Source organism: Dactylosporangium sp. NPDC049525 (assembly GCF_040676755.1).
Classification (GTDB): Bacteria; Actinomycetota; Actinomycetes; order Mycobacteriales; family Micromonosporaceae; genus Dactylosporangium.
The window spans coordinates 137,852-162,551 of record NZ_JBFAPO010000022.1; the positions used below are offsets into that span (position 1 = coordinate 137,852).

Sequence of the window (24,700 nt, forward strand, 5' to 3'; positions counted from 1 at the left end):
CGTGTTGCTAGTGCTTGCCTTCCCACCGTTCGTCTTCGGCGTCCCACGCCTCGTTGCGTTGCTGGACTGTTGTCAGCGCCTGTTCGGCTTCTGACGCCGAATCATAGGGGCCGAGCCGATCCCTTCCGGCGCACATGTCGGCCTCGGACTCGACCCGTTGGTGGGAAAGGCACCAGTAGTACCGCTCAGCACCGCTGCTGCTCATGACATCACTGTGCACCGCAAATGCAACACGCGCCACCGAAACCGGCAAATAGCTGGTTGGGATTCCACAGTAGACGCAACCGCCCGACTCCGGGAGCAGACTCCCGCAGAACGTCCGGAAGGTCCTGCGAACCGTCCGTTCGAGGCCGCAAACCCGTTGCACAACAACGATTCCGGGAATCGCCGCGAGCGCCGCGAGGGTCGCCGAAACGTACCGACGGGTGCGGATGCCTGTGGTCACGATCACCCGAGGGTGAGCCGTTCGGTGGATCGAGATTCGAGTCGGTCGGGCGACCCGCCGTCATCGTTAGGAGACGAACGGTCCACCGTGGACGCCGGCTCGGGGAACTTTTCCGGCGCCGCCACTTCACCGCGGCGGGCCCGGGCCAGATACTCGTTGCCGTGGAGTCCTTCCCTTCCCCCGCCGCGGCGGACGCACCGGCACAGCCCGCGACCGTCGTGGCCATCGGCGGTTCGGCCGCGGCGGACGACGTCGCCGCGCACCTGCGCGGGGGGCGGTCCGCCCGCGCCGCCGACGGCCGGGTCCTGGTCCTCTACGACGGGCCGGCCGCCGCGGTCCGCGACGTCGCCGGATACCTGCGGCCGCGGGCGATGACGATGGTCCGGTTCGGCCTGCACGTCGGGGAGCCGCCACGCGACGGCGGCGGCCGGCTGTCCGGCCCCGCGGTGTCGGCCGCGTCCCGCCTCGCCGACCTCGCCGCCCCGGGACGGTTGCGCGTCTCCGCCGCCGCGGCCGAACTCCTCGGCGGCACGGTGCCCCTCGACGAGACCGGCGACGGCTCGTACCAGATGCAGAAGGGATTTGGGACGGGGTGAGGTCGCCCACGCACGCCCCGCGGGCTGCGGGACAATCAAGGTGTGAGCCTTCATGCCGATGAGCTGCCGGACGTCCTTGCCGTCACCCCGCTGAGCGCACCGCCGGACGTGTCGTTGCGGCCGCCCGGCTCCAAGAGCATCACCAACCGCGCGCTCATCTGCGCGGCGCTCGCCCCGGGCCGCAGCACGCTGACGGGTGTGCTGTTCGCCGACGACACCCACGCGATGCTCGGTGCCGTGCGGGCGCTGGGCGCGACGTTGACGGTGGACGAGGCGGCGTACACGGTCGTCGTCGACGGCGTCGACCCGCGCGCGCAGACGGAGCCGGCCACCGTCGACGCCCGGCAGTCGGGCACCACGGGACGCTTCGTCGTCCCCGCCGCGGCACTGCGGCCGGGGCGCAGCGTCGTGGACGGCTCGCCGCAGCTGCGGGCCCGGCCGTTCGGCCCGCTGACCGACGCGCTGCGGGAGCTCGGTGCGACGGTCGAGGACCTCGGCGAGCCAGGGTTCCTGCCCGTCGCCGTCACCGGGCCGGTCGCCGGCGGCAAGGTCGCGGTGCCCGGCCACCTTTCCAGCCAGTTCCTGTCCGGGCTGCTGATGGCGGGGCCGCTGATGGCCGACGGGCTGACGGTCGAGCTGACCTCGCCGCTGGTCTCGGTCCCCTACGTCGAGGCGACCACGGCCGTCATGGCCGCGTTCGGCGTGACCGTCGACGGCCTGCGGGTGCTGCCGCAGGCGTACCGGGCGACGGACTACGCGATCGAGCCCGACGCGAGCGCCGCGTCGTATCTGCTCGCCGCAGCCGCGATCAGCGGGGGCCGGGTCACCGTCGAGGGGCTCGGCACCGCGAGCCTGCAGGGCGACGTGCGGTTCGCGGACCTCCTCGAGCAGATGGGCGCCCGGGTCGAACGGACCGCCGACCGGGTCACCGTCACCGGCACCGGCACGCTGCACGGCATCGACGTCGACATGGCCGACATCTCCGACACCGCGCAGACCCTGGCGGCGGTCGCGGTGTTCGCCGACTCCCCCACCCGGGTCCGCGGGATCGGCTTCATCCGCAAGAAGGAGACCGACCGGATCGCCGCGGTCGTCACCGAGCTGCGCCGCGCCGGCATCGACGCGGTCGAGGACGCCGACGGTTTCACCATCACGCCCGGCACGCCCGCGCCGACGGCCTTCGACACGTATGACGACCACCGCATGGCGATGAGCCTGGCGCTGCTCGGCCTGCGGGTGCCCGGCATCGAGATCCGCGACCCCCGCTGCGTGGCGAAGACCTACCCGACGTACTTCATCGACCTGGCGCGCCTGTGACCGTGGCGGAGGGCGACGTCGCACTGGCCCGCCGCGCCGCGCTCGCCGGAGCCGCGGTCGGCATGCGGTACTTCGCGGCGCTCGCCCAGCTGCCCAAGGAGGTCAAGGCCGACGGTAGCGTCGTCACCGAGGCCGACCGGGCCGTGGAGACCGCCGTCCGGGACGTCCTCGCCGCGGCACGTCCAGCCGACGCGATCCTCGGCGAGGAGGGCGGCCTGACCGGCGCCGGTGGCCGGCGGTGGATCGTCGACCCGATCGACGGCACCGCGATGTTCGTCGCCGGCGACGACCGGTGGCTGGTCCTCATCGCCCTCGAAGAAGCCGGCGAGATCGTCGCGGGCGTGGCCGCGGTGCCGGCGCAGGGCACGATCTGGTGGGCCGAGCGGGGCGCCGGGGCGTACTGGGCGCGCATCGGCGACGACGCGTCCACCCGGCGCCTGCGCGTGGACCCCACCGGCGCCGAAACCCCCGACGGCGCCACGCTCGGCGTCGTCCCTGACGACGGGCAGGTGTTCCCGGCCGAGTGGACGATGCTCGCGCCGCTGACCGCCACCACGCGCAAGGAGCCGTGGCCGACGCACGCGGCGCTGCTCGTCGCCGACGGGCGGCTCGACCTGGCCGTGCAGACCCGGGGTCAGGTCTGGGACTTCGCGGCCACGTCGCTGATCGTGCGTGAGGCCGGCGGCTGGTACAGCGGCCTCGACGGACGCACGAGCCCCGGCGCCGGCCCGTCGCTGTTCGCCCGCAGCGCCGTGTTGCACGCCGCCACGCTGAAGCTTCTCGGCGGGCCTTGACACTCATCGATGCATTCGTCCAGCATGTCCGGCGGGGTAAATCACCATCCATGCTGGGGGTCGTCGTGCGTCATGCTCGGAGCTTGCTGTCCGCTGCCGTTGTCCTGGCCGCGCTGCTGGGGACGGGGACCGCGTATGCCGAGCAGAGCGCCGCACCGCCCGGCGCGACGGCCGAGGACGACCCGGCCACGAAGGGTCTCACCCGCACCTCGCTGGACCTCAGCGGCGGCGGCAGCCAGCAGCTCAACGCGCTCGGCCCGGCGAGCATCCCCGGCGCCTCGATCTGCCGGCGCTACTACATCTTCAGCTACCGTGCGGGACGCTATGTCTCCGAGGAGCAGGGGTACACCGGCAGCAGTCACAACATGTTGCGGGCCCGGTCCTCGGCCGGCGCGCTGGGCACCTGGGAGCAGTTCAGCATCTGCTCCTACAACGGCCGGACCGACCTGATCTTCATCCAGGCCACCTCCGGATACCTCGTCACCGCCGAGTACGGCTACGCCGGCAACTCCAAGGGCATGCTGCGCGCCCGGGGCGAATGGCCGGGCGACTGGGAGGTCTTCGAGGTGTGGTCCGACGCCGGCCGGTTCTTCCTGCGCAACCAGGCGACCAAGGGCTGGGTGAGCGTCCGCGTCGACCTGACCGGCAGCTCCGCCAACATGCTGCGCGGCAACGGCGGCAGCGCCGGCCCCTGGGAGCAGCTGGCCTTCACGTCGGTGGCGTGAGCCCCGCCGGCAGGTCACGCTCGGCGAGCTCGTTCACCTCGCGCCACGCCTGCACCCACAGCGGCGTCATGCGCAGGTACACGTATCGCGGCCCCGGCCGGAACCCGGCCTTCACCGCGAACGCGTCGGCGACCTCCGGCGCCATCTCGGCCGCCGGCACCGTCTCGACGGCACACTCGATGAGCACCACGTCGCGGGTCGGCCCGACGCCGACGCGGGCCCGCCCGTTCACGGCGAGGTTGCGCGCCGTCGGGTTGCCCGGCGCCGTCGAGAACAGCAGCGTCGCCCCGTCCCACAGGAACGACAGCGGCACCATGCACGGCTCCCCGTCCGGCGACGCGGTCGCCACCCAGGCGTCGACGTCGTGCTCGAGCCGGTGCAGCGTGTCAGCGACCCGCTGTGCGGTGCTCCGTGCCGGTACGGTCATGCCGCCAGCCTAAGCCGTGGCCTTTTGCTGGCCTTTTGGCCGGTCTTTGGCTGGTCTTTGGCTGGTTACCAGTCCCGCCATTCGTCGGTCAGCTGGCCGCGGTCCCGGCCGCCGCTGCGCGCCATGAGCGCCTCCACGTCGACGCCTGCGGCCGTCAGGACCTGGTCGATGAACCCGGCCAGTTCCTCCCGCTCACCGGTCTCGATGAACTCGTCCCCACCGGTGTCGTTCAGTGCCAGGACCACCCGCCGCACCGCCGCCCACACGAGCTCGTCGCTCCTGTCCGGCAACTGCTCGATCTCCCGCTCGTACGCCGCGAGTGCCGCCTCGACCGCACCGATGAACTCGGGCGGCCAGAACTCCCCGGCGTGCGCCTCTTCCCGCGGCAACGTGCCCGCGGCCACCGCCGCCTCTTCCTCCGCCACCACGCGCTGCCACCGCTGACTCGGCCGCTCGATCATGGCGCCCAGCCTAGAGCCGCACCCCGCGCCGTTCAGCGGCAGAACGACCGTTGCCACTTCGGCCAGAACGAGACCTGGACGACGTAGACCCCGGGCCGGTTGTCCGGGTCACGCAGGACGTTCAACCAGAGACAGCGGTGCCGGCTCCACTTCCTGCCGGTGGCGAGGTTCACCTGGTGGACGGACTCGTCGGGGTACCAGCCGCCAGCCCGACGCCCGAGCGACGTCCAGGTAGTGCCGGGCGATGTCCTCGTTGCTCAGCGCGCTGGTGTACGTGACCGAACGACCGCCGGTGATGCCACTGCTGTCGCCGTCCTCCGACATGCACGGCTGCCACGTCACCGCTTCAGCGTCCGGCACGGCGGTCGCCGTCCTGCCGCAGGAACACCCGCTCGCCGGCCAGCCGGCCCGGCTCCCCGGGCGCCGGGTCACACTCGTTACCGGTGGCCAGCAACATCCATCACCGAGCCGGACACGAACCGCCCGCACCCGGCACACACCGCCACCACGATGAGCAACGCCACCCAGAACCGCCACCAGGTGCCGTCCTCACGCCGCCGCCCACCGGCACCTTCCGCATCCGGCGGCGCCACCGGGTGGCGACACCGGGTGGCGCGGCACCGACGACTCCCCCATCGGCACGAGCGTATCGGCGAGCAACCCTGGCCGTCCGTTCCGGACGATGAGCACACGACGGATCGGGTGATCCGATCGCACACTCGCAGGAGGCGTGATGATGGAGGCCCGAATCGCCTCCCAGGCGGCACCTGGGCGAGTGGTCAACGAGGACTTCGCGTTCGCACTGCCGGACATCGTCGCCGTCTTCGACGGTGTGTCCGTGCCGCCCACCCTCGACGCTGGCTGCGTCCACGGCCCGTCCTGGTACGTCCGCCGTCTCGGCGGACACCTCGCGTTGCTGCACGGGCAGCGTGCCGCTACAGCACTCCCCGAACTGCTGGCGGAGGCAATCCACCCGATGCGGGGGCGATCACACCGAGACTTGTAACTTGGAGCACCCGGGAACGCCCGCGTGCACGGTCTGCATGGTGCAACTGTCCGACGAGCAGCTTAAATACCTGGTGCTGTGCGACAGCCCGCTGGTCGTGGACCGAGGCGACGCGGTCTCCGTCGTCACCGACGCACGCTTCGGGCCTGGCGGTCGCAGATCTGCACGCAGCTGCCCACGGCGGGTGCAGATCGCGTACGGACAGCGGCGCTGCTCACGGACGGCGCCTCATGCGCGGTCGACTCGTTCCGCCTCTACGACTGGCGCCGCCTCCTCGACGTCGTGACCGATGCAGGGCCGCAGGCGCTCATCAGGCAGGTCCGAGCAGCGGAAGTCGCCGACAGCGACGGATACAACCAGCCCAGGTACAAACGCCATGACGACGCAACCGCAGCCCTGTGCCTCTTCGACAGGAGCAGATCGTGAGTCGACCGCTTCACTCGGTTTCGGTCGCCGCCGTCGTCACCGACGACGGCGGTCGCGTCCTGGTGATCCAGCGTCGAGACAATGGCCAGTGGCAGATCCCCGACGGCATTCTTGAGCTAGCGGAGTCCGTCCAAACAGGCGTGCGACGTAAAGTCCTCGAAGAAACCGTCCTCCGTGACGCTCGCTCATATCGCAATGCGCTACGACCAATCAAATAACGCACCTTTCAGCCGTTCACTCGATAAGCAATTCGCCAGATCGACCGATGGATTCGTCCGAGCCAGCATGCTCCGCAGCGATTTTGTCAGCCTCAATCACGGCTAGAAGTCCATCTTGCTGGACTGATGCACTCGACAACTTCCAACCTGTCGGCACGACTACGCTGCTTACGGCCATGACCGATCCCAGGTTGAGGCTGCTGTGGAATTGCGCACCTGACAGATCGGCGGCGCCACGGAACTGCGCCTGTGACAGATCGGCAGTGCCGTGAAACTGCGCGCCTGACAGATCGGCGGTGCCGTGGAACTGCACCCCGACCAGGTTGGCGGTGCCGTGGAACCGCGCCCCGACCAGGTGGGCGTCACCATAGAACTGCGCGTCGTACAGGAGGGCGTCACCGTGGAACTGCGCCCTGAACAGGTTGGCGTCACCGTGGAAATGCGCGTCGCGCAGGACGACATCACTGTGGAACTGCACCGCTCTCAGGGTGGCGGCACTGTGGAAGTGCACCCCGAACAGGAGGGCGACGCCGTGGAACTGCGCCTCGGCCAGGTTGGCGTCACCATGAAACTGCACCCCGTGCAGGGTGGAGGCATCGTGGAAGTGCGCCCCGAACAAGTTGGCGTCACCGTGGAAATGTGCCCCGAACAGCCTGGCGCGACTATGGAACTGCGCCTCGTACAGAGTGGCATTGCCGTGGAACTGCGCCTCGCTTAGGACGGCTTCGCCATGGAACTGCGTCCTGGTCAGATAGGCAACGGTGTGGAACCGTACGCCCTCGAAGTCAGCCATCCCATGGAGCTGCGCGTCGCTCAAGTTGCAGCGTCCGACATCGCAGGAATTCAGGGTAAAATCGACAAGCACAGCACCGACGAGGTCAACCACCATGCGGTTACCTCGGTGATCCAGCCAGTACGTGGCTTCGCCCGCTTCGGCCAGATCACGGCTCATGTGCGCCGCCAACAGACGTTGCGCGGTCAGGCGGACCTGCAACTCCTGACGACGCTCACTCTCCAACGCCGCATCCGGTGGGTCCGTATCCGCAGCCGGTCGATCCGGGGAACGTCTGCCGTTGCGCAGCAATACCTCCGCGGGAGGCGTGTACGGCATCCGCAGATACGAACACCAGACGTCCACCACCGTCTGACGGAGCTTCGGCTCGTCCTGCCCGAGCCGCTCCAGCGCGTACAGGCCGGCAAGCCGCACCGCAGCCTTGTCGCTGCCGAGCTGGTTCGCCGCCGCCACGTACAAGGCTGTGGCCCGCTGCTCCAACGCGTCGGTTTCCGAGAATCGCTGCGATCGTTCCGCATGACGCTGCGCCCGCTCGCTCAACACCTGCCGCCGGATCGCCAGCAGCAGCGCAGCGACCGCGCCGCCGGCCGCGATGGACCCGAGCCCGTACTTGATCGCCTCGATCCGCAGCATTGATTTGTTGGCGGCGCCGCTGTCAGGGGCGTGCCCCGCGACATTCAGCATCCACAGGAGCATCACCACGCCAAGCCCAGCCACGGCGACCACGATCGTGACCACGCCGCTGTTGCTCAGCAGCCAGGTCCATCGCAACGGCGCATCATCTGATACGGCCGGCTCTGCAGGCCGTCGTTCCATCAACCAACGTCTCGGAGAACGCACGACAGTCATTGTGACCATCCGTGTCCACAGACAGCACTGTCCGCATCACTAACACGGTTGGCGAACGACGCGCCGCACGATCCGCCGCCCACCAAGTACGCCTCCGGCGGCCAGGACCGCTCGCCCGTGGACCTCGGCGACCCGGGAAACCCCGGGGATGCGCTCCGAGTCCTCCGCTTTGCGCACCGGAGGTAGCCGTGCCGCAGCATCGGCCTCAGACGGACGGCGACCACGACGGATCGGGCGCGTCAGGCGCAAGAAGCCGCCGCGCCGCCAGGCGCAGGCGGTGCGAGCGCAGCGAGCATGGGGGTGCGGGTGGGAACCCCCGCCCCGCGCCGCCAGGCGCGGAGAATTACAGACGGACGAGTCGACCTGTACGCCGGGTTTTGTCCCCGCCCGAAGGCGGTGTGCGGCCATCCATCTCGGCCTGCCGTCGCCGGCAGGCTCTAGCGGTCTACCCGCAGGCTCGGGCGGGCCGCCCTCAAACGCCTGCGTCTGACCTTGCTCCGGGTGGGGTTTACCTAGCCGCCCCGGTCACCCGGGGCGCTGGTGGGCTCTTACCCCACCGTTTCACCCTTACCCGACCCGAAGGTCGGGCGGTCTGTTCTCTGTGGCACTGTCCCGCGGGTCGCCCCGGGTTGCCGTTAACAACCACCCTGCCCTGTGGAGCCCGGACGTTCCTCGGCGGCACCGGTGAAGGTGCCGACGCGGCCGCCCGGTCGACTCGTCCGTCGTGCTGACTATGGTAGGCGGGACCATGAACCTTGTAGACATCGCGCTCCTGTCCGGGGCTGGGCTGGCCGCCGGCACCGTGAACGCCATCGCCGGCGGCGGGTCGCTGATCACGTTTCCGGCGTTGATCGCGACCGGGTTGAGCCCGGTGGCGGCGAACGTGACGAACTCCGTGTCGGTGTTTCCGGGGTATGCGGCGTCGGTGTACGGCAGCAGGTCGGATCTGCGGGACCTGGCGCGGGAGCGGGCGGGGTTGTGGCAGCTCGTGCCGACGTCGGTCGTGGCCGCGGCGCTGGGGTGTGCGCTGCTGCTGGCCACGCCGGCGCGGGCGTTCGACCTGGTGGTGCCGTTTCTGGTGCTGGCCGCGGCGACCACCTTGGCGTTCCAGGACCGGCTGCGGAAACTGGTCGGGCACCCGCGGGACATGACGCCGCGGCGCAGGACGCTGAGTCTGCACGCGATGGTGTTCGTGGGTTCGCTGTACGGCGGGTACTTCGGCGCCGCGCTCGGGGTGATGCTGGTCGCGGCGCTGGGTCTGGTGCTGGACCAGTCGATGGCCAGGATCAGCGCACTGAAGAACGTCGTGTCCGCGCTCGGCGGCCTCATCACGGTGCTCGTGTTCTCGGCGTTCGGGCCCGTCGACTGGGCGGACGTCGTCGTCGTCGCGCCGACGGCGATGCTCGGCGGCTACGGGGGCGCCAGGCTGGCCCGGCGCCTGCCGTCGGCGGTGCTGAAGTGGCTGATCGTGGCCTTCGGCACGGGGGTGGGGTTGGTCCTGCTCTACCGGGCCGTCTTCTAGCTCAGGTGTGCGGTGTCGTTGACGGTACGCACGGCGACCCCGCCGTCAGGCCACGAGTCGACGACCGACAGGCCGGCGGGATCCAGATACAGCCGGTACATGAACGCGTCGCCGGCGGCGAGTGCGTCGCGGAGCAGCGACTTGATCGGGGTCACGTGGCTGACCACGGCGATCTGCTGCCCGGCGTACTGCTGCTGCAACCGGCGCAGGGCGCGCCGCACGCGGATGGTGACCTGCTGCAGGGACTCGCCGCCGGGTGGCGCGACGAGCGGCGAGGCCAGCCAGCGGTCGAGCTCGTTCGGGTACGAAGCACGCACCTCGGCGAACGTGAGGCCGTCCCACTCGCCGAAGTCGCACTCGACGAGGTCCGGTTCGACGACGACCGCAGCCCCACCGGAGACTTCGCCGAGCGCGGCCGCGGTCTCCAGGCAGCGGCGCAGCGGCGAGCTGACCACGGCGGCGAGGTCGGGGGCGACGGCGCGGACCCGGCCGGCGGCGCGGGCGGCCTGGTCCCGGCCCCGCTCGGAGAGTGGGATGTCACTGCGACCCGAATACCGTTTTTCCACGGTGTACGGGGTCTCGCCGTGCCGCAGCAGCACCATCCGCAGCGGTGACCCGGTCGACGGCGGCTCCCACGACCGCGCCGCGGTCGGCACCTGCGACGCGGCATCGACGTCCGACGTAGTGACCACCGTCTGTGCGGGGGGCGGCAAAGCGGAGACCGCTGAAAGCGCGGCGGCAGGAGGCGAAGTGACCACCGTCTGTGGGACAGGAGACGGAGCGACGGCAGCGGCAGCGGCGGCCCTGGCGGCCGCGCGGCCGGGAGAGTCGGGCCCCGCGACCGGCGCCGCGGCAACGGGCGGCGCAGGGGGCTCGGGGGCGTCCTTGCCGTCCATGGCGGCGTTGGCGAGCCGGTCGGCGTACTTGTTCTGCTCCCGCGGGATCCACGAGTAGCGGACCGCCCGGAACCCGCGCGCCAGGTCGCTCGCCTGCGCCGCCAAAGGACGCAGGCCGGGGTGCTTGATCTGCCACCGGCCCGACATCTGCTCGACGACGAGCTTGGAGTCCATGCGGACGTCGACCTCGTCGGCGCCGAGCTCGGACGCGGCGCGCAGGCCTTCGATCAGGCCGGTGTACTCGGCGACGTTGTTCGTGGTGACGCCGAGGCGGCCGAGGCGTTCGGCGAGGACCTCGCCGGTGTCGGAGCGCACGACCGCGCCGTAGCCGGCGGGCCCGGGGTTGCCCCTGGACCCGCCGTCGGCTTCGATCGTGACCTTCACAGGCCGGACTCCGCGGTCCGGACGAGGATGCGCCGGCACTCCTCGCAGCGCACGACCTCGTCGGGGGCGGCGGCCTTGACGCGGGCCTTGTCGCCGCCGGAGAGCTCCAGGCGGCAGCCTTCGCAGCGGCCCTGGCGGAGCATGGCCGCGCCGATGCCGCCGCTGCTCTCCCTGATCTTGTCGTAGAGGGTGATGAGGTCGGCGGGGAGGTCCGCGGCGAGGGGTTTGCGGCCGGAGCGGCGGAACTCCTCGTCCTTGGCGAGGCCGGCGAGGGTCTCGTCGCGGCGCTGCTCGGCGGCGGCGCGCACCGACCGGGTCTCGGTGAGGCGGCTGACGATGTCGTCGAGGGTCGCCTGCGCGGTCTCCCGCTGCTCCATCAGCTCCAGCTCGGCGTCCTCGAGCTCGCTCTGGCGCCGGTTGAGCGTGGCGATCTCGTGCTGGAGGGCCTCCAGCTCACGGGAAGGGCCGGTGCCGGCGTCGAGCCGGACCTGGTCCTTGTCCTTGCGGGCGCGGACCTGCTCGGCGTCGCGCTCGAGGCGGCTGATGTCGCGGTCGAGGTCGTCGACGGCGACCTGGGCGCGGACCCGCTGGTCCTCCATCGTGGACAGTTCGCGGGCCAGCCGGTCGAGCTCGGCGTGCTCGGGCAGCGACTTGCGCTTGTGCGCGAGCTGGGTGAGCGCGATGTCGATCGCCTGCAGGTCGAGCAGGCGCCGCTGAGCCTCTGGGTCAGCCTTCACGAATTACCGTCCTCCAAGAACGTCCAGGGTGAGGTGTCCACATCGGACACGATGGTCTGCAGGCCGGTCTCGTCCCGCAGGAACGCCGCGACGTCGTCGAGCCAGGGCCGCTCGGACGCCCAGTGCGAGACGTCGAGCAGCACGGGCCCGCCGTTCGCGAGGTGCTCGTGTGCGGGATGGTGGCGCAGATCCGAGGTCAAGTATGCGTCAACGCCCGCTCGTGCGACGTCGGCGAGCCATGCGTCGCCGGCACCGCCGGACACGGCGACCGTCTCGATCGTGGCCGTGCGGGGGCCGGCCACCCGTACACCACCGACGGACGAGGACACGAGCGCGGCAAGGTCCGACAGCGCCATGGCGGATGGCAGCCTGCCGATGCGGCCGTGGCCGCGGCCGGTGTCGGCGATCGGGACGAGCGGCCGGACGTCGAGCAGGCCCAGGCGGGCGGCGAGCGCGTCGGAGACGCCAGGGTTGGCGACGTCGCCATTGGTGTGCGCGGTGTACAGGGCGACGCCCGCCTTGATCATCCGGTGGACGATGGCGCCCTTGTACGTGGTCGGCGCGACGCTGGACACGCCGCGCAGCAGCAGCGGGTGGTGGGTGAACATGAAGTCGGCCCCGGCGGCGACGGCCTCCGCGACGGTCCGCGGGTCGCAGTCCACCGCGAGGAGGACCCTGGTGACCTCGGCGGACGGTTCACCGAGGGTGAAGCCGACCCGGTCCCAGCTCTCGGCCCAGGAGGACGGGTAGCGCTGTTCGAGCAGTTCGACGAGTTCGGCGACAAGCACGGCGCGACGTTACTCCACGTCGTCCCTCGACGTCTGCCGGTCGAGCGCCTCGACGGGCAGGTGCCACGGGAAGGCGCCGAGGACCCGCTCGCCGGTGCCCGGTGGGTGCAGGGGCAGCACGTCCGGTCCGTAGAGAACGGTGACACCCCAGGAGCGCAGCTTCTCGATCGACTCGCCGAACGCGGGGTGCCGGGCCATCGCGATGTTGGTGAACGGCACGGCGATGATCGGCAGGCCCATGCCGAGCCCTTCGACGAGCAGGCCGAGGGCGAGGGTGTCGGCGATGCCGGCGGCCCACTTGTTGATCGTGTTGACGGTGGCCGGGGCGACGATCATCGCCTCGGCCTGCGGGAGGATGTCGGGGTCGCCGGGGTACTTGTACCGGTGCCGGACGGGGTGCCCGGTCTGCGCGACGAGCCGGGGGACGTCGAGCCACTTCAGGGCGTCCGGCGTGGCGACCACGCAGACCTCCCAGCCTCTCGCCTGAGCGAGCGACACGAGCTTGCTGGCATCCTGCGTGACAGGCGATCCGCACATCACGGCGTACAGGACATGACCGGACATGGGCGCATTGTGCTACCCCGCGTCTATACGCCCACGCTCATGTGCTCGGCGAGTTCCGCGACGAGCGCTGACGGGGTGCCGCGGGTGCGGCGCAGCACGTCGCTGAGCACCTCCCGGGCGAGGGGCCGGCAGCGGATCTCCGACGGGGCGAGCCGGTCGCCCTCCAGGAGCATCTCGCTGGCCAGGTCGATGTCGCCGAGCATCGCGTGCGCGCGGGCCTGGTCGAGGTAGTGGTGCGCGCGGCGCTCCGGCAGCAGCGCGTGGAACGCGTCCAGGTCGAGGGCCTCGTGGACCTCGACGGCGACGCGGCCCTCGCCGAGTTCGACGGCGGCGGCGGCGCGGTGCAGCTGCACGTTGGTCGGCCCGAAGCAGGACCAGTAGTAGTTGTGGTCGCCGTCGAGTCCCCGGGCCGCGTCCTCCGCCCCGCCCAGCAGGTCCCGGACGGTGGCGCCGTCGCCGATGCGGGCGGCCGCCATCGCGCCCTGCAGCAGCAGCATGCCGTAGACCGACAGGCGCTCCGGCACGCAGTCGTTGCCGCCGGTACCGGGTGCGAGCCGGTTGGCGATGTTGACGTTGATCTCCAGGGCCGGGCGGGAGCGGCCGAGGGCGAGCAACGCGGAGGCGACGCGGGTGGTGGCGGTGCCGGCCAGGAGCTGGTCGCCGGCGCGCTGGGAGACTGCGATCGACCGGTCGGCGGCGAGCCAGGCCAGCTCGTGCTCGCCGAGCTTGCGCAGCGCGGAGGACGCGATCTGGTAGACCTGCCCGAGCAGGTGGGCGGACTCGCGGCCCTGCGAGCTGTCGGCGTAGGCGGTGTCCGCGGCCTGGGCCTCGCGCAGCAGGCGGGGCAACGTGCGGGCGAGCATGCCGTACTTCGCGTGCTGGTAGCTCAGCCACGCGTGGGTGACGGCCTTGCGCATCTCCGCCAGGGGCGGCGGCTCCGGCGGCGCGTAGAAGAAGGCGCTGATCTGGTCGTAACGCTCCAGGGCGGCCCGGATCTCCTCGACCTCGACCTGGTCGACGCAGTTGACGCTGTCGGGGCGCCGCTCCGGGTCCTTGCCGAGCAGGATCTGGACGTCCAGCTGGAGCACATCGGCGATCTCGTAGACCACCGAGAACTTGTCCAGCCGCCGCACGCCGCGCTCGACCTTGTCGACCCAGCTCTTCGATTTCCCGAGCCGGTCGGCGAAGACCTGCTGGGACATCTTGCGCCGGTTTCGCCAGTAGGCCACACGCCGGCCGATCGGCAGCTCATCCACGCCGCTCACCTCCGGAGGTCACCCGCGCGGTCGATATCGCACCTTTTGTGCGGTTCGTCCGGCGTTCCTGCTCATACGTTCCGATGTGCAAGTTGCAGCCCCCGTCGCCAATGTCAACGACGCACACTGCGTGCGGTGACGCGACGTGGTCCTCTGCGCACTTTCGAGTGATCTCCCCTGCTAGGAGGAGCACATGCGGTCCTGGGAACGCGCCAAACTGCGCAAAGCGGCGCTTCGGTACGTCGAGCACGGCTGGCATGTCCTGCCGGGCGCCTACCTGGTCGGCCAGCACGCCGGCCGGCACTCGAAGGAGCGCCGCTTCGACTGCGGCCAGGTGGGCTGCCGCACGGTGGCCTGCCACCCGACGGCCTACGTGCCGAGCCGCTCGCCCGCGGTCGTCGCCGAGTGGTGGCAGGTCCATCCCTACAGCGTGCTGTTCCCCACCGGGCACGCCTTCGACGTCCTGGAGGTCTCCGCGGCGCTGGGCCGGGCGGCGCTGCTCGGCGACGGCTTCGTCGCGGCGCGCGGACCGGTCGCGGTCGCCCAGCAGAAAGGTCAGGACGAACGCTGGTTCTTCCTGGTGCTGCCGGGACACGGCCTGCTGCCGGAGCTCGCCCAGCAGCCCGACGTGGTGCTGCACGGGCAGGGCTCCTGGGTCCCGGCGGCGCCGAGCCCGCAGTTCGGCGGGCGGGTGCGCTGGGAGCTGTCCCCGGAGACGCACGGCTGGCAGCCGGCGGAGCCCTACGCCGTGCAGGCGCTGATGCTCGACGCCATCGGGGCGGGCCCCCTCGCCGTCGCCGGGCCGAGGAACACCTGGCGCAGCGCCGCGTAACCGGCACAGCGGCAGAGCCGGCGGCCGGTCCTCTCGGGGGGACCGGCCGTTGCCGTGTGCGCGCACCGCTCCGACCGAGCGGCGGTGGTGCCGGAGCGCGCTAGGCATCGGAGAAAATTCACGTGCAGAATTCATGCCGCTGCCCAACGTAGCGTTGGTGTAGCCCTACGTCGACCCTTGTAACACGGCAGAGTTACTCAACGGTTGCGAAACTACCTACTCATCGCTGAGTGTTGATCTACTCTAAAGATCAGTAACTGACCGACACGTCGATGGTCGTCACTACTCGGCGGACACCGTCGCCGATCTTGCGATCGGGCACCTCGGTCGGCTCGGCGGCCGGGTCGACCCGCATGATCCGGCCGCCCTCGGGCAGCCGGACACCGCGCGCGGCGAACAGTGCCGTCAACGCACCATAGATGAACTTCTCCACCTGGTCGGCCTCGGCCCAGGCCTGCAGCCCGATCCGCCAGCGCACCTGCCGGGCCCAGGGCAGCCGCGAGCGGGCCGGCTCCCCCACCGCCTCCACGAGCAGCACCGGCAGGCTCCCGCCCAGGTCATCGGGGCGCTCGGTCACCAGGGTCGCGGCGGACAGGTGGTGCTGGGCGCGCAGATACGCGACCACGAGCCCGACCGCGTCCGGTTGTGCCACGGCGGTCACCGCCCCCTCGGCAAGGCGCCCGACCTCACGCGTCCTGCCCCCCGTCACCGTCGCCGCCACCCTTGACCGTTTCCCCCTCAAGGGCAACGGCAACCGCACCGCCAGGTCGCGGTACCAAAGATACATTTCATGTTCCCCGAAGAAAGGATTCACCGGCGATCGGAGAAACGGTGCGTCCAGCTGTATGGTTCGGCAATTTTCGGCAGCGGGCTGTCGGCACCTCGACATCGCCTCGGCCCGCGCTGTCGCAGGCCTGCCTCTCCAGGCTAGCGACCAGGGAAGATCCGTTGTGCGAGAAACGCCGGAATCAAGGTAATGATGTTCATTGCGACACACATCGGCGCCCTCCAATCGGCCGTGGAACACCGATTGGAGGGCGCCGATGCGCGGATCAGCTGAAGCGGGCTCCCTCGTCACGGCGGTACGCCCAGGCCGCGAGAGCCGCCGCCGCAACCGTCCAGACAGCCAGCGCGACCATCGAGGTGGTCGATACGTGGAAGTCGCCGACCGCAGCCCAGACCAGCTCGACGGCGCCGCGGGTCGGCAGGTAGGGGGCGATCGTCTCGACGAAGCCCGGCGCGTCGCCCGGCGCCGACAGCAGCCCGCCGCCGAACGCGAGAGGGAAGAAGATGATCTGCGCGACGGCGAGGGCGGCCTTGGTCGGCAGGGCGTAGCCGATCGCCAGGCCCATGAACGTGAACGGCAGCGCGCTGAGCACCACGGCGCCGAGCGCGAGCAGCAGCTGCACCGGGCTGGCGGTGGCGGCGGTGAGCACGGCGCCGATGATGACCACCGGGATCAGCGACAGGAACATGAACGTCAGCCCGGACAGCACCCTGCCGGCGAACGCGGCGGCGGGCCCGGCCGGCAGGGTCCGGCTGAACGGGTCCCACGGCTGGGCGCGGTCCTCGGCGACGCCGACGCCGTAGGTGAACAGGGAGCTGGTCATGACCGCGAACATGACCATCGACGCGGTGGCATAGGTGGCGCCGACGGCGTCCTCGCCGGCGAACGGCACGACGAAGAAGAGCATCGACGCGGCCGGGAAGAACGCGCCGCCGACGACGGCGACGGGGATGCGGATCGTCTCCAGGATGCGGAACCGGGCGTGGGTGAGTGCCAGTGACATGGGTCAGCGTCCCGTCTTCAAGGGCGTCGTCGAGGTCGTCGTCGGTGTCGGGGTGGTGATGGTCAGGAACGCCTCTTCGAGGGTGGTCGGCTGGACCTGCAGCCCGCGGAACGGCACGCCGGCCAGGACGAGGTCCCGGACCAGCTGGTCGGCGTCGGGGGTGAGCAGGGAGGTGCGGCCGTCGGCGTGCTCGACGCCGACGACGCCCGGCAGGTCGGGCAGCGTGGGCAGGCCGGGCAGGTCGGCGACGCTGACCCGGTGAATGCCGACCATGCCGCGGATCGCCTCGACGGTGTCGTCGGCGAGGACCCTGCCGCCGCCGATGACCACGACCCGGTCGGCCAGGGCCTCGATCTCCTCCAGGTAGTGGCTGGTCAGCACGACCGTGCCGGTCCGGCCGTAGGCGGCGATGTAGGACCACAGCTCGCGGCGCGCCTGGACGTCGAGGCCGGTCGTCGGCTCGTCCAGGAAGACGAGCTCGGGGCGGCCGACGAAGGCGAGCGCGACGGCGAGGCGGCGCTTCTGCCCGCCGGACAGCCCACCGGTCTGCCGCCGGGCGACCTCCGCCAGGCCGAAGCCTTCCAGGAGCTCGCCGGCCGGGATCGGGTCGGCGAAGTGGGCGGCGACGAACGCCACGCATTCGCTGACCCGCAGCGTCGCGGGCAGGCCGGTCTCCTGCGGGGTGACCCCGATCCGGCGACGGCTGGCGGGGTCGCGAGGGTCGCCGCCGAAGAGCTCGGCGGTGCCGCTCGTGGGGCGGCGCAGGCCGACGAGCAGGTTGATGAGGGTCGACTTGCCCGCGCCGTTGGGGCCGAGCAGGCCGACCACGCCGCCGGCGGGGATGTCGAGGCTGACGCCGTCCAGCGCGAGGTGCTCGCCGTAGCGGCGGGTGACGTCGATGGTGCGGGCGAGCAGCATCAGGTCTCCTTGGAGGGGTCGAGGAGGGCGCGGACGGCGGCGGTGTAGTCGTCGAAGGCGACGCGTCCGCGGGCGCTCAGGGCAGCGCTGGTGGTCGGGGTGCGGCCCTTGAAGGACTTGGCCACGTCGACGTAGCCGGCCTGTTCGAGCTTGGTCAGGTGGACCGACAGGTTGCCGGCGGTCATGTCGAGGATCTGCTGCAGGCGCGGGAAGGTCATCCGGTCGCCGTCGGGCAGGCCGGACAGCGCGGCCATGATGCGCAGTCTCGCCTGGGCGTGGATCACCGGGTCGAGGTCAGCCACGCCGGCGTCCGCGCAGCCACAGCACGGCCCCGAACAGGCACAGGCCGCCACCGCCGCCAGCCGAGATCAGCAGCGAGTGCCAGCCGGGGCCGAGGGCGACGCCGGCGATGTTGATGACGGTGAGCCAGGCGCCGAGGATGAACATGTCGCGCGAGAGCCAGATCGCCGAGCCGGCCATGTACATGACGGCGACCGTGCCGACGGAGACCGACCCCCACAGCAGTCCCTGCTCCTGGTCCGGCAGGAGCGGCGCGAAGCGGCCCAGGGTGCTGCCGACCCCGACGAACGCGAGGAACCAGGACAGGCCGTAGGCCGTGCCCTGCCATGACGAGCGGCCCTCGACGCCGCGGCCGCGCCGCGCGGAGACCACGAGCGTGGACACCATGGCGAGGGCCATGCACACGAACAGCACGGCCAGGGGCAGCCAGTCCGGCAGGTCGACGAAGATCCGCCCGTCGGGCCCGTAGCGCACGAACAGCAGGCCGTAGCCGACCATCCAGGCAAGGCCCCAGGGCAGGTAGTAGGCGAGCGGGTTGATCGACACGGTGCTGGCGACCGCGGCGCGCTCCTGCTGGATGAGCGCGAGGGACTCGGCGGGTGAGGCGGGTGGTGCGTCGTCATCGACCGGGGTCATGCAAACAACTTTATGCCATAAACCTCTTTGCCAAAAGAGAGGGGGACCGGTCGCCCGGTCCCCCTCTCCTGGGTGCGCCTGTTACGAGTCGCCGCCCGTTTCGCCGACCGGGGCCGCGTTCACGTCGTCGATCGCGTACTTCTTCGCCGCCTCGGCCGGCGCCGACGCCGGGACCTCGCCGCGACGGGCGAGCTGGCTCAGCGTGGCGACCACGATCGACTCGGCGTCGACGTGGAAGTGCCGGCGCAGCGCGTGCCGGGTGTCGGACAGGCCGAAGCCGTCGGTGCCGAGCGACGTGTAGTCATTCGGCACCCAGCGGGCGATCAGGTCCGGCACGGCCCGCATGAAGTCGGAGACCGCGATGACCGGGCCCTCGGTGCCCTGGAGGGCCTCGGTGACATACGGCACGCGCGGCTCGTCGCCCGGGTGGAGCAGGTTGTGCTCCTCGGCGACGACCGCGTCGCGGCGCAACTCGGTCCAGGACGTCGCGGACCACACGTCGGCGGCCACGCCCCACTCCTCGGCGAGGAGCTTCTGCGCCTTCAACGCCCACTGCATGCCGGTGCCGGAGGCGAGGAGCTGCGCCTTCGGGCCCTCCTGCGCCGGCGCGGGCAGGTACTTGTAGAGCCCCTTGAGCAGCCCCTGCACGTCCAGCTCGGCGGGCTCCGCCGGCTGGAAGATCGGCTCGTTGTAGACCGTCAGGTAGTAGATGAGGTCCTCGGGCTGCTCGCCATACATCCGGCCGACCGCGTTCTCGGTGATGTGCGCGATCTCGAAGCCGAACGCCGGGTCGTAGGCCACCACGGCCGGGTTGGTCGCCGCGATGAGCAGCGAGTGGCCGTCCTCGTGCTGCAGGCCCTCACCGTTGAGCGTGGTCCGCCCGGCGGTGGCGCCGAGCAGGAAGCCGCGCGACATCTGGTCGGCGGCCGCCCAGATGCCGTCGGCGGTGCGCTGGAAGCCGAACATGGAGTAGAAGATGTAGACCGGGATGATCGGCTCGCCGTGGGTGGCGTAACTGGTCGCGGCGGCCGTGAACGAGGCGACCGAGCCGGCCTCGTTGATCCCCTCGTGCAGGATCTGCCCGTCGGTGGACTCCCGGTAGCTCAGGAACAGCTCCCGGTCGACCGGCGTGTAGTTCTGCCCGTGCGGCGAGTAGATCTTCGCGGTCGGGAAGAGCGAGTCCATGCCGAACGTGCGGGCCTCGTCAGGGATGACCGGCACCCAGCGCCGCCCCATGCCCTTGTCGCGCATCAGGTCCTTGAGCATGCGGACGAACGCCATCGTCGTGGCGACCTTCTGCTTGCCCGAGCCGCGCTTGATGTCGCCGTAGACCGACGACGCCGGCAGCTTCAGGTCCACGTGCGTGGTCCGCCGGTTGGGCACCGAGCCGCCGAGCTCCGCGCGCCGCTGCAGCATGTACTGCATCTCGTCGGACTTCTCGTCCGGCCGGTAGTACGGCACCGCGTAGGGGTTGTCGCCGATCGCGCTGTCAGGGATGTCGAGGTAGAGCCGGTCGCGGAAGTCCTTGACGTCCTGCAGGGTCAGCTTCTTCATCTGGTGGGTCGCGTTGCGGCCCTCGAAGTGCGAGCCCAGCGTCCAGCCCTTGATCGTCTTGGCCAGGATGACCGTCGGCTGGCCGGTGTGCTCGGTGGCCGCCTTGTATGCCGCGTACAGCTTGCGGTAGTCGTGGCCACCGCGCTTGAGCTGCCAGATCTGGTCGTCGGAGAGGTGCTCGACCATCTTGCGGGTGCGCGGGTCGCGGCCGAAGAAGTGCTCCCGCACATACGCGCCGGACTCGGCCTTGAACGTCTGGTAGTCGCCGTCGGGGGTCTTGTTCATGAGGTTGACCAGCGCGCCGTCGGTGTCGGCGGCGAGCAGCGGGTCCCACTCCCGGCCCCAGACGACCTTGATCACATTCCAGCCGGCGCCGCGGAAGAACGCCTCGAGCTCCTGCATGACCTTGCCGTTGCCGCGGACGGGACCGTCGAGGCGCTGCAGGTTGCAGTTGATGACGAAGGTGAGGTTGTCCAGCTCCTCGCGGGCGGCCACGCCGATCGCGCCGATCGACTCCGGCTCGTCCATCTCGCCGTCGCCGAGGAACGCCCATACGTGCTGGTCGCTGGTGTCCTTGAAGCCGCGGTTGTGCAGGTATCGGTTGAACCGCGCCTGATAGATCGCGTTGATGCCGCCCAGACCCATCGAGACGGTCGGGAACTCCCAGAAGTTCGGCATCAGCCGCGGGTGCGGGTAGCTGGGCAGGCCGCCGCCCATGCCGCGGTGCGACAGCTCCTGGCGGAACCCGTCGAGCTGCTGCTCGCTCAGGCGGCCCTCCATGAACGCGCGGGCATACATGCCCGGCGAGGCGTGCCCCTGGAAGAAGATCTGGTCGCCGCCGCCCGGGTGGTCCTTGCCCCGGAAGAAGTGGTTGAAGCCGACCTCATACAGGCTGGCGGCGCTGGCGAAGGTGGAGATGTGCCCGCCGACGCCGACGTCGGGCCGCTGGGCGCGCTGGACCAGCATCGCCGCGTTCCACCGGATGTAGGCGCGGATGCGCCGCTCCACGTGCTCGTCGCCGGGGAACCAGGGCTCACGCTCCGGCGCGATCGTGTTGATGTAGTCGGTGGTGGTGAGCGGGGGCACGCCGACCTGTCGCTCCCGCGCGCGCTCCAGCAGGCGCAGCATCACGTATCGGGCACGCTTCGTGCCGCGCTCGTCGATCACTCCGTCCAGCGACTCGACCCACTCGGTGGTCTCCTCCGGGTCGATGTCCGGCAGTTGACTCGGCAGGCCGTCGCTGATCACTGGGCGCTTGCGTTCGGTGGACACAGGCGTTCCTTCTAGGTGTAGGACCGGCCGCGCTGTTGGTAGGACGGCGATGGCTGGTCGGGATGGCCTCGGGGTGTGCGTGTTGAGGCAATGTGTGAGCCCATGTCCCATCCTGCCTGCCCCCAGTGCATTCCGTCACGTCTACGGGGCGTCAACTGCGACGCGCGACACGATACCGGCGGGTAACTTCTGGGTGACAAAACCGCGACTCAGCCATCATCGCGCGGGCGCGGGTCGGCTACGGTCCGGCCGTGTCCGACAACTCCGCCTGGTGGCTGCTGATCCCCGTGCTCTGCATCGGGGGCTCGATCGCGACAGTCGTGCTCACCATCGTCTTCGTCGTCCGCCGGACCGTCCGCGGCACCGTGCGCAACACCTTCGGCAACGGCTCGTTCCGCCCGGGCGGCGGCGGCTCCAACCCGGCCCCGTTCGGGCCCGACTGGACCCCCGACGGCGGCCCGTCCGGCTTCTCCGGCGACGCGTCCGGCGGGCACCACTCCTCGCACGGCGGGCACGTGCACGGGTGGGGGCACGACATGGGCCACCACCATCACTCCTCGCACGACTCGGGTTCGTCCTGGTCGTCGTCGGACTCCGGCTCGTCGTGGTCGTCGGACTCCGGCTCCTCGTCCTCGTCGGACTCCGGCTCGTCCTCGTCGTCGGACTCGGGGTCGTCGTCCTCGTCCTCCAGCGACTGACACACTGTCGTCCATGCACTCGGAGGTCATCACCGTCCGCACCGGCGCACGCCCCGTGGTGCGGGACATCACCGACGAGGCGTCGCGGTTCGTCGCCGCGCACGCCCCGGACGGCGACGGGCTGCTGCACGTGTTCGTCCCGCACGCCACCGCCGGCATCGCGATCATCGAGACCGGCGCCGGCAGCGACGACGACCTGCTGCGCGCCCTCGACGACGTCCTGCCGGCCGACGACCGCTGGCGGCACCGGCACGGCTCCCCCGGCCACGGCCGCGACCATGTCATGCCAGCGTTCGTCGCGCCGTACGCATCGCTGCCGGTCCTCGGCGGGCGGATCGCGCTGGGCACCTGGCAGTCGATCTGCCTGGTCGACCCCAACGGCGACAACGCCACCCGCCAGGTCCGTTTCAGCTTCCTGCGCGGATGAGCCGCGTTTCTGCCGGGCGTCCCGGCCACCAGGCGGGAGGATCACAGGCGTGATCGAGCGTCGCGTCGCCGTCGTGTTCCTCGTCGACCCGCATGGGCGGGTCCTGATGCAGCACCGCGACTCCCACGCCAAGGTCTCTCCCAACCAGTGGGCCATGCCCGGCGGCAAGATCGAAGAGGGCGAGACGCCGGAGGAGGCCGCCCGCCGCGAGGTGTGGGAGGAGACCGGACTCACCGTCACCACACTGGAGCACTACGTAACCAGCACCCGGCCGTCGGTGACCACCGCCGACGGGCTCGTGGAGATGCACGTGTACTACGCGCCGACCGACGCCACCCAGGACGAGATCGTCCTCGGCGAGGGCCAGGCAATGGTGTTCCTCACACCTGAGGAGGCACTCGCTCGCGACCTCGGCGTGACCGCCGCGCTTCTGGTGCCGAGCTTCCTGGCGTCTTCGCAGTACAGGGCCCTCGCCGAACGCGCCGGGCGGTAACGGCCGGGGCACTCCCGGCCACATCGGACTGGCAGACGAAGACCAATTTCGGCCATGCTGTCGAGCGTGACCACCCCTCAGGATCTCGACGAGCGGTTCCGCGCGGAGCTCGCCGGGCTCGTCGCCGCCACGGTCATCCGGGATCTCGACGAGCCGGTGCGCGACGACACCGCACTCACCGGCGTGCAGGCCCGGGCGCTGTATGACGCCCAGAGCACCAGCCGGCACCTCGACCTCGCCGCCCGCTGGCTGCGCAGCTTCGACGCCGGCTACTACACGATCGGCTCGTCCGGCCACGAGGGGAACGCGGCCGTCGCCGCGGCACTGCGCCCGACGGACCCCGCGCTGCTGCACTACCGCTCCGGCGGCTTCTACTGCATGCGCGCCGCGCAGGTCCCCGGCAGCGACCCGATCCGCGACGTGCTCCGCGGGGTCGTCGCCTCGTCGAAGGACCCGATCGCCGGCGGCCGGCACAAGGTCTTCGGCCACCCCGACCTGCACGTCGTGCCCACCACCTCGACGATCGCCTCGCACCTGCCGCGCGCCGTCGGCGTCGCCTACGCGCTCGGCCGCGGCCGCCGGCGCAACCCGGCCGCCGGCGCCGGCAACAGCCACGGCTGGCCCGGCGACGCCCTCGTCGTGTGCTCCTTCGGCGACGCGTCGGTCAACCACGCCGCCGCGACCGCCGCGTTCAACACCGCCGGCTGGTGCGACCACGTCGGCCTGCGCCTGCCGCTGCTGTTCGTCTGCGAGGACAACGCCCTCGGCATCAGCGTCCGTTCCCCCGACGGCTGGGTCACCGCGGCGCTGCGCAGCCGGCCCGGGGTGCGGTACTACGCCGCCGACGGCTGCGACAGTGCCGGCACCTACGACCGGGCCGCCGAGGCCGCCGCGTGGGTGCGCCGCTTCCGGCGTCCCGCGGTCCTGCACCTCACCACCGTCCGGCTGATGGGCCACGCGGGCGCCGACGCCGAGATGGCGTACCGCTCCCCGGTGGAGATCGCCGCCGACCTCGCCCGCGACCCCCTGGTGCGCACCGCCCGGCTGCTCGTCGAGGCCGGCGTCGCGACCCCGGCGGAGCTGATGGCCCGCTACGACGAGCTCGGCTGGGACGTGCGCCGGGTCGCGGAGGAGGTCCTCGGCGAGCCGAAGCTGGGCAGCGCCTCCGAGGTGACGGCGCCCCTCGCGCCGCGGCGCCCGGTCCGCGTGTCCCGGGCCGTCGCCGACGCCGCCGCCGACCTGGTCGACGAGGCGGTGGACCCCGACGCGGGCAGCGACATCGACGACGACCTGGAGTTCGCCGAGACGTACGAGGAGCGGCCCGCCGCCGAGGACGCCGTGCCGGTGGGGACGGCCGCCTCGCACCGCGCCGTGCCGTCGCACCGGGCGCCCTCCACCGACGACGCCCCGGCGCCGTCTCCGGCTTCGGCGTCGGCGTCGCCCTCCCCGGTCTTGTCGCCCGAGCGCGCCGGCGGCGGTCAGCACGCCGTGGACGGGCCGGAGCCGGGGCCGGACGGGCCGGAGCCGGGGCCGGACGGCTCGGACGAGGCCACCGGCGCCGACTGGCCGGAGCCGG

Annotated in this window: 28 protein-coding genes and 1 other RNA gene; 12 read left to right on the plus strand and 17 right to left on the minus strand. The window is 71.2% G+C overall.

The features are described from left to right. Positions 1-7 precede the first annotated feature (7 nt). The gene (locus AB0K00_RS28895; protein WP_363526153.1) at positions 8-445 is read right to left on the minus strand and encodes a hypothetical protein; all 438 of its coding nucleotides are present in this window, start codon (positions 443-445) and stop codon (positions 8-10) included. Positions 446-606: 161 nt separating this feature from the next. Between AB0K00_RS28895 and AB0K00_RS28900 the strand changes: the two genes are divergently transcribed. The 4 genes from AB0K00_RS28900 to AB0K00_RS28915 all read left to right on the plus strand — a co-directional run bounded on the left by AB0K00_RS28900 (position 607) and on the right by AB0K00_RS28915 (position 3,877). Continuing rightward, positions 607-1,041, plus strand: a complete 435-nt coding sequence (locus tag AB0K00_RS28900) for a hypothetical protein (RefSeq protein ID WP_363526156.1) — start codon at positions 607-609, stop codon at positions 1,039-1,041. Positions 1,042-1,083: 42 nt separating this feature from the next. Further along, on the plus strand, positions 1,084-2,358 hold the full coding sequence (gene aroA, locus AB0K00_RS28905) for a 3-phosphoshikimate 1-carboxyvinyltransferase (protein WP_363526159.1): 1,275 nt from the start codon (positions 1,084-1,086) through the stop codon (positions 2,356-2,358). Beyond that, on the plus strand, positions 2,355-3,152 hold the full coding sequence (locus AB0K00_RS28910) for an inositol monophosphatase (RefSeq protein WP_363526161.1): 798 nt from the start codon (positions 2,355-2,357) through the stop codon (positions 3,150-3,152). Before aroA ends, AB0K00_RS28910 begins: the two co-directional genes overlap by 4 nt. A gap of 83 nt (positions 3,153-3,235) precedes the next feature. Then, positions 3,236-3,877 carry a hypothetical protein gene (locus tag AB0K00_RS28915; RefSeq protein WP_363526164.1) on the plus strand — a complete coding sequence of 214 codons (642 nt, stop codon included), beginning with the start codon at positions 3,236-3,238 and terminating at the stop codon, positions 3,875-3,877. Here the strand turns inward: AB0K00_RS28915 and AB0K00_RS28920 are convergent. From AB0K00_RS28920 to AB0K00_RS28930, 3 genes are all read right to left on the minus strand, one after another. Then, on the minus strand, positions 3,861-4,304 hold the full coding sequence (locus AB0K00_RS28920) for a pyridoxamine 5'-phosphate oxidase family protein (protein WP_363526166.1): 444 nt from the start codon (positions 4,302-4,304) through the stop codon (positions 3,861-3,863). The two genes, AB0K00_RS28915 and AB0K00_RS28920, sit on opposite strands and share 17 nt — an antisense overlap. Positions 4,305-4,369: 65 nt before the next feature. After that, on the minus strand, positions 4,370-4,765 hold the full coding sequence (locus AB0K00_RS28925; protein WP_363526169.1) for a hypothetical protein: 396 nt from the start codon (positions 4,763-4,765) through the stop codon (positions 4,370-4,372). Positions 4,766-4,797: 32 nt separating this feature from the next. Next, the gene (locus AB0K00_RS28930; protein ID WP_363526172.1) at positions 4,798-4,938 is read right to left on the minus strand and encodes a hypothetical protein; all 141 of its coding nucleotides are present in this window, start codon (positions 4,936-4,938) and stop codon (positions 4,798-4,800) included. Positions 4,939-5,498: 560 nt separating this feature from the next. Between AB0K00_RS28930 and AB0K00_RS28935 the strand changes: the two genes are divergently transcribed. Both AB0K00_RS28935 and AB0K00_RS28940 read left to right on the plus strand, forming a co-directional pair. Next, positions 5,499-5,771, plus strand: coding sequence for a hypothetical protein (locus tag AB0K00_RS28935; RefSeq protein WP_363526175.1), 273 nt, complete (start codon positions 5,499-5,501; stop codon positions 5,769-5,771). 422 nt (positions 5,772-6,193) lie between these two features. After that, complete coding sequence (locus tag AB0K00_RS28940; RefSeq protein WP_363526178.1) at positions 6,194-6,415, plus strand: NUDIX domain-containing protein; 222 nt, start codon at positions 6,194-6,196, stop codon at positions 6,413-6,415. 16 nt (positions 6,416-6,431) lie between these two features. Here AB0K00_RS28940 and AB0K00_RS28945 read toward each other — a convergent pair whose 3' ends face one another. Beyond that, on the minus strand, positions 6,432-7,979 hold the full coding sequence (locus AB0K00_RS28945; RefSeq protein ID WP_363526181.1) for a pentapeptide repeat-containing protein: 1,548 nt from the start codon (positions 7,977-7,979) through the stop codon (positions 6,432-6,434). Positions 7,980-8,407: 428 nt separating this feature from the next. After that, positions 8,408-8,775: RNase P RNA component class A (gene rnpB / locus AB0K00_RS28950), an RNA gene on the minus strand. A 30-nt stretch (positions 8,776-8,805) separates the two neighbouring features. Here rnpB and AB0K00_RS28955 point away from each other — a divergent pair. Beyond that, positions 8,806-9,579, plus strand: a complete 774-nt coding sequence (locus tag AB0K00_RS28955; RefSeq protein WP_363526183.1) for a sulfite exporter TauE/SafE family protein — start codon at positions 8,806-8,808, stop codon at positions 9,577-9,579. On the opposite strand, the gene AB0K00_RS28960 is transcribed toward AB0K00_RS28955, so the two are convergent. Genes AB0K00_RS28960 through AB0K00_RS28980 form a run of 5 tightly spaced genes read right to left on the minus strand, consistent with a single transcriptional unit; the run spans position 9,576 to position 14,204 of the window. Further along, positions 9,576-10,859 (minus strand): bifunctional RNase H/acid phosphatase, encoded by a 1,284-nt coding sequence (locus AB0K00_RS28960; RefSeq protein WP_363526185.1) that lies wholly within the window; start codon positions 10,857-10,859, stop codon positions 9,576-9,578. The two genes, AB0K00_RS28955 and AB0K00_RS28960, sit on opposite strands and share 4 nt — an antisense overlap. Next, positions 10,856-11,596 (minus strand): C4-type zinc ribbon domain-containing protein, encoded by a 741-nt coding sequence (locus tag AB0K00_RS28965; RefSeq protein WP_363526188.1) that lies wholly within the window; start codon positions 11,594-11,596, stop codon positions 10,856-10,858. The genes AB0K00_RS28960 and AB0K00_RS28965 overlap by 4 nt, the downstream gene beginning before the upstream one ends. Further along, positions 11,593-12,384 (minus strand): Nif3-like dinuclear metal center hexameric protein, encoded by a 792-nt coding sequence (locus AB0K00_RS28970; RefSeq protein ID WP_363526190.1) that lies wholly within the window; start codon positions 12,382-12,384, stop codon positions 11,593-11,595. The genes AB0K00_RS28965 and AB0K00_RS28970 overlap by 4 nt, the downstream gene beginning before the upstream one ends. 9 nt (positions 12,385-12,393) lie before the next feature. Then, positions 12,394-12,948 carry a flavoprotein gene (locus AB0K00_RS28975; protein WP_363526193.1) on the minus strand — a complete coding sequence of 185 codons (555 nt, stop codon included), beginning with the start codon at positions 12,946-12,948 and terminating at the stop codon, positions 12,394-12,396. Positions 12,949-12,971: 23 nt separating this feature from the next. After that, complete coding sequence (locus AB0K00_RS28980; RefSeq protein ID WP_363526196.1) at positions 12,972-14,204, minus strand: helix-turn-helix domain-containing protein; 1,233 nt, start codon at positions 14,202-14,204, stop codon at positions 12,972-12,974. Positions 14,205-14,397: 193 nt separating this feature from the next. Here AB0K00_RS28980 and AB0K00_RS28985 point away from each other — a divergent pair, with 193 nt between their 5' ends. Further along, entirely contained in the window at positions 14,398-15,036 is a 639-nt protein-coding gene (locus AB0K00_RS28985; RefSeq protein ID WP_363526199.1) for a bifunctional DNA primase/polymerase, read from the plus strand. Between the two features lie 250 nt (positions 15,037-15,286). Here the strand turns inward: AB0K00_RS28985 and AB0K00_RS28990 are convergent, their stop codons facing one another. The 6 genes from AB0K00_RS28990 to aceE form a co-directional block, all read right to left on the minus strand. Continuing rightward, positions 15,287-15,688, minus strand: coding sequence for a hypothetical protein (locus tag AB0K00_RS28990; RefSeq protein ID WP_363526202.1), 402 nt, complete (start codon positions 15,686-15,688; stop codon positions 15,287-15,289). Between the two features lie 400 nt (positions 15,689-16,088). After that, positions 16,089-16,826, minus strand: a complete 738-nt coding sequence (locus AB0K00_RS28995) for an ABC transporter permease (protein ID WP_363526205.1) — start codon at positions 16,824-16,826, stop codon at positions 16,089-16,091. Between the two features lie 3 nt (positions 16,827-16,829). Further along, on the minus strand, positions 16,830-17,744 hold the full coding sequence (locus AB0K00_RS29000; RefSeq protein ID WP_363526208.1) for an ABC transporter ATP-binding protein: 915 nt from the start codon (positions 17,742-17,744) through the stop codon (positions 16,830-16,832). Continuing rightward, positions 17,744-18,046 (minus strand): transcriptional regulator, encoded by a 303-nt coding sequence (locus AB0K00_RS29005; RefSeq protein ID WP_363526211.1) that lies wholly within the window; start codon positions 18,044-18,046, stop codon positions 17,744-17,746. Before AB0K00_RS29005 ends, AB0K00_RS29000 begins: the two co-directional genes overlap by 1 nt. Next, entirely contained in the window at positions 18,039-18,680 is a 642-nt protein-coding gene (locus AB0K00_RS29010) for a transporter (protein ID WP_363526214.1), read from the minus strand. Before AB0K00_RS29010 ends, AB0K00_RS29005 begins: the two co-directional genes overlap by 8 nt. An 81-nt stretch (positions 18,681-18,761) precedes the next feature. Beyond that, positions 18,762-21,506, minus strand: coding sequence for a pyruvate dehydrogenase (acetyl-transferring), homodimeric type (gene aceE / locus AB0K00_RS29015; protein ID WP_363526217.1), 2,745 nt, complete (start codon positions 21,504-21,506; stop codon positions 18,762-18,764). A 251-nt stretch (positions 21,507-21,757) separates the two neighbouring features. On the opposite strand from aceE, the gene AB0K00_RS29020 reads away from it, so the two are divergent. The 4 genes from AB0K00_RS29020 to AB0K00_RS29035 form a co-directional block, all read left to right on the plus strand. Then, the gene (locus AB0K00_RS29020) at positions 21,758-22,204 is read left to right on the plus strand and encodes a hypothetical protein (protein WP_363526219.1); all 447 of its coding nucleotides are present in this window, start codon (positions 21,758-21,760) and stop codon (positions 22,202-22,204) included. Positions 22,205-22,217: 13 nt separating this feature from the next. Continuing rightward, a complete protein-coding gene (locus AB0K00_RS29025) occupies positions 22,218-22,631 on the plus strand; it encodes a YjbQ family protein (protein WP_363526222.1) in 414 nt (137 codons plus the stop codon). A gap of 49 nt (positions 22,632-22,680) precedes the next feature. Next, a complete protein-coding gene (locus AB0K00_RS29030) occupies positions 22,681-23,124 on the plus strand; it encodes an NUDIX domain-containing protein (RefSeq protein ID WP_363526225.1) in 444 nt (147 codons plus the stop codon). A gap of 54 nt (positions 23,125-23,178) precedes the next feature. Continuing rightward, positions 23,179-24,700: thiamine pyrophosphate-dependent enzyme (locus AB0K00_RS29035; RefSeq protein WP_363526228.1), on the plus strand; the 1,522-nt coding region annotated here is incomplete at its 3' end.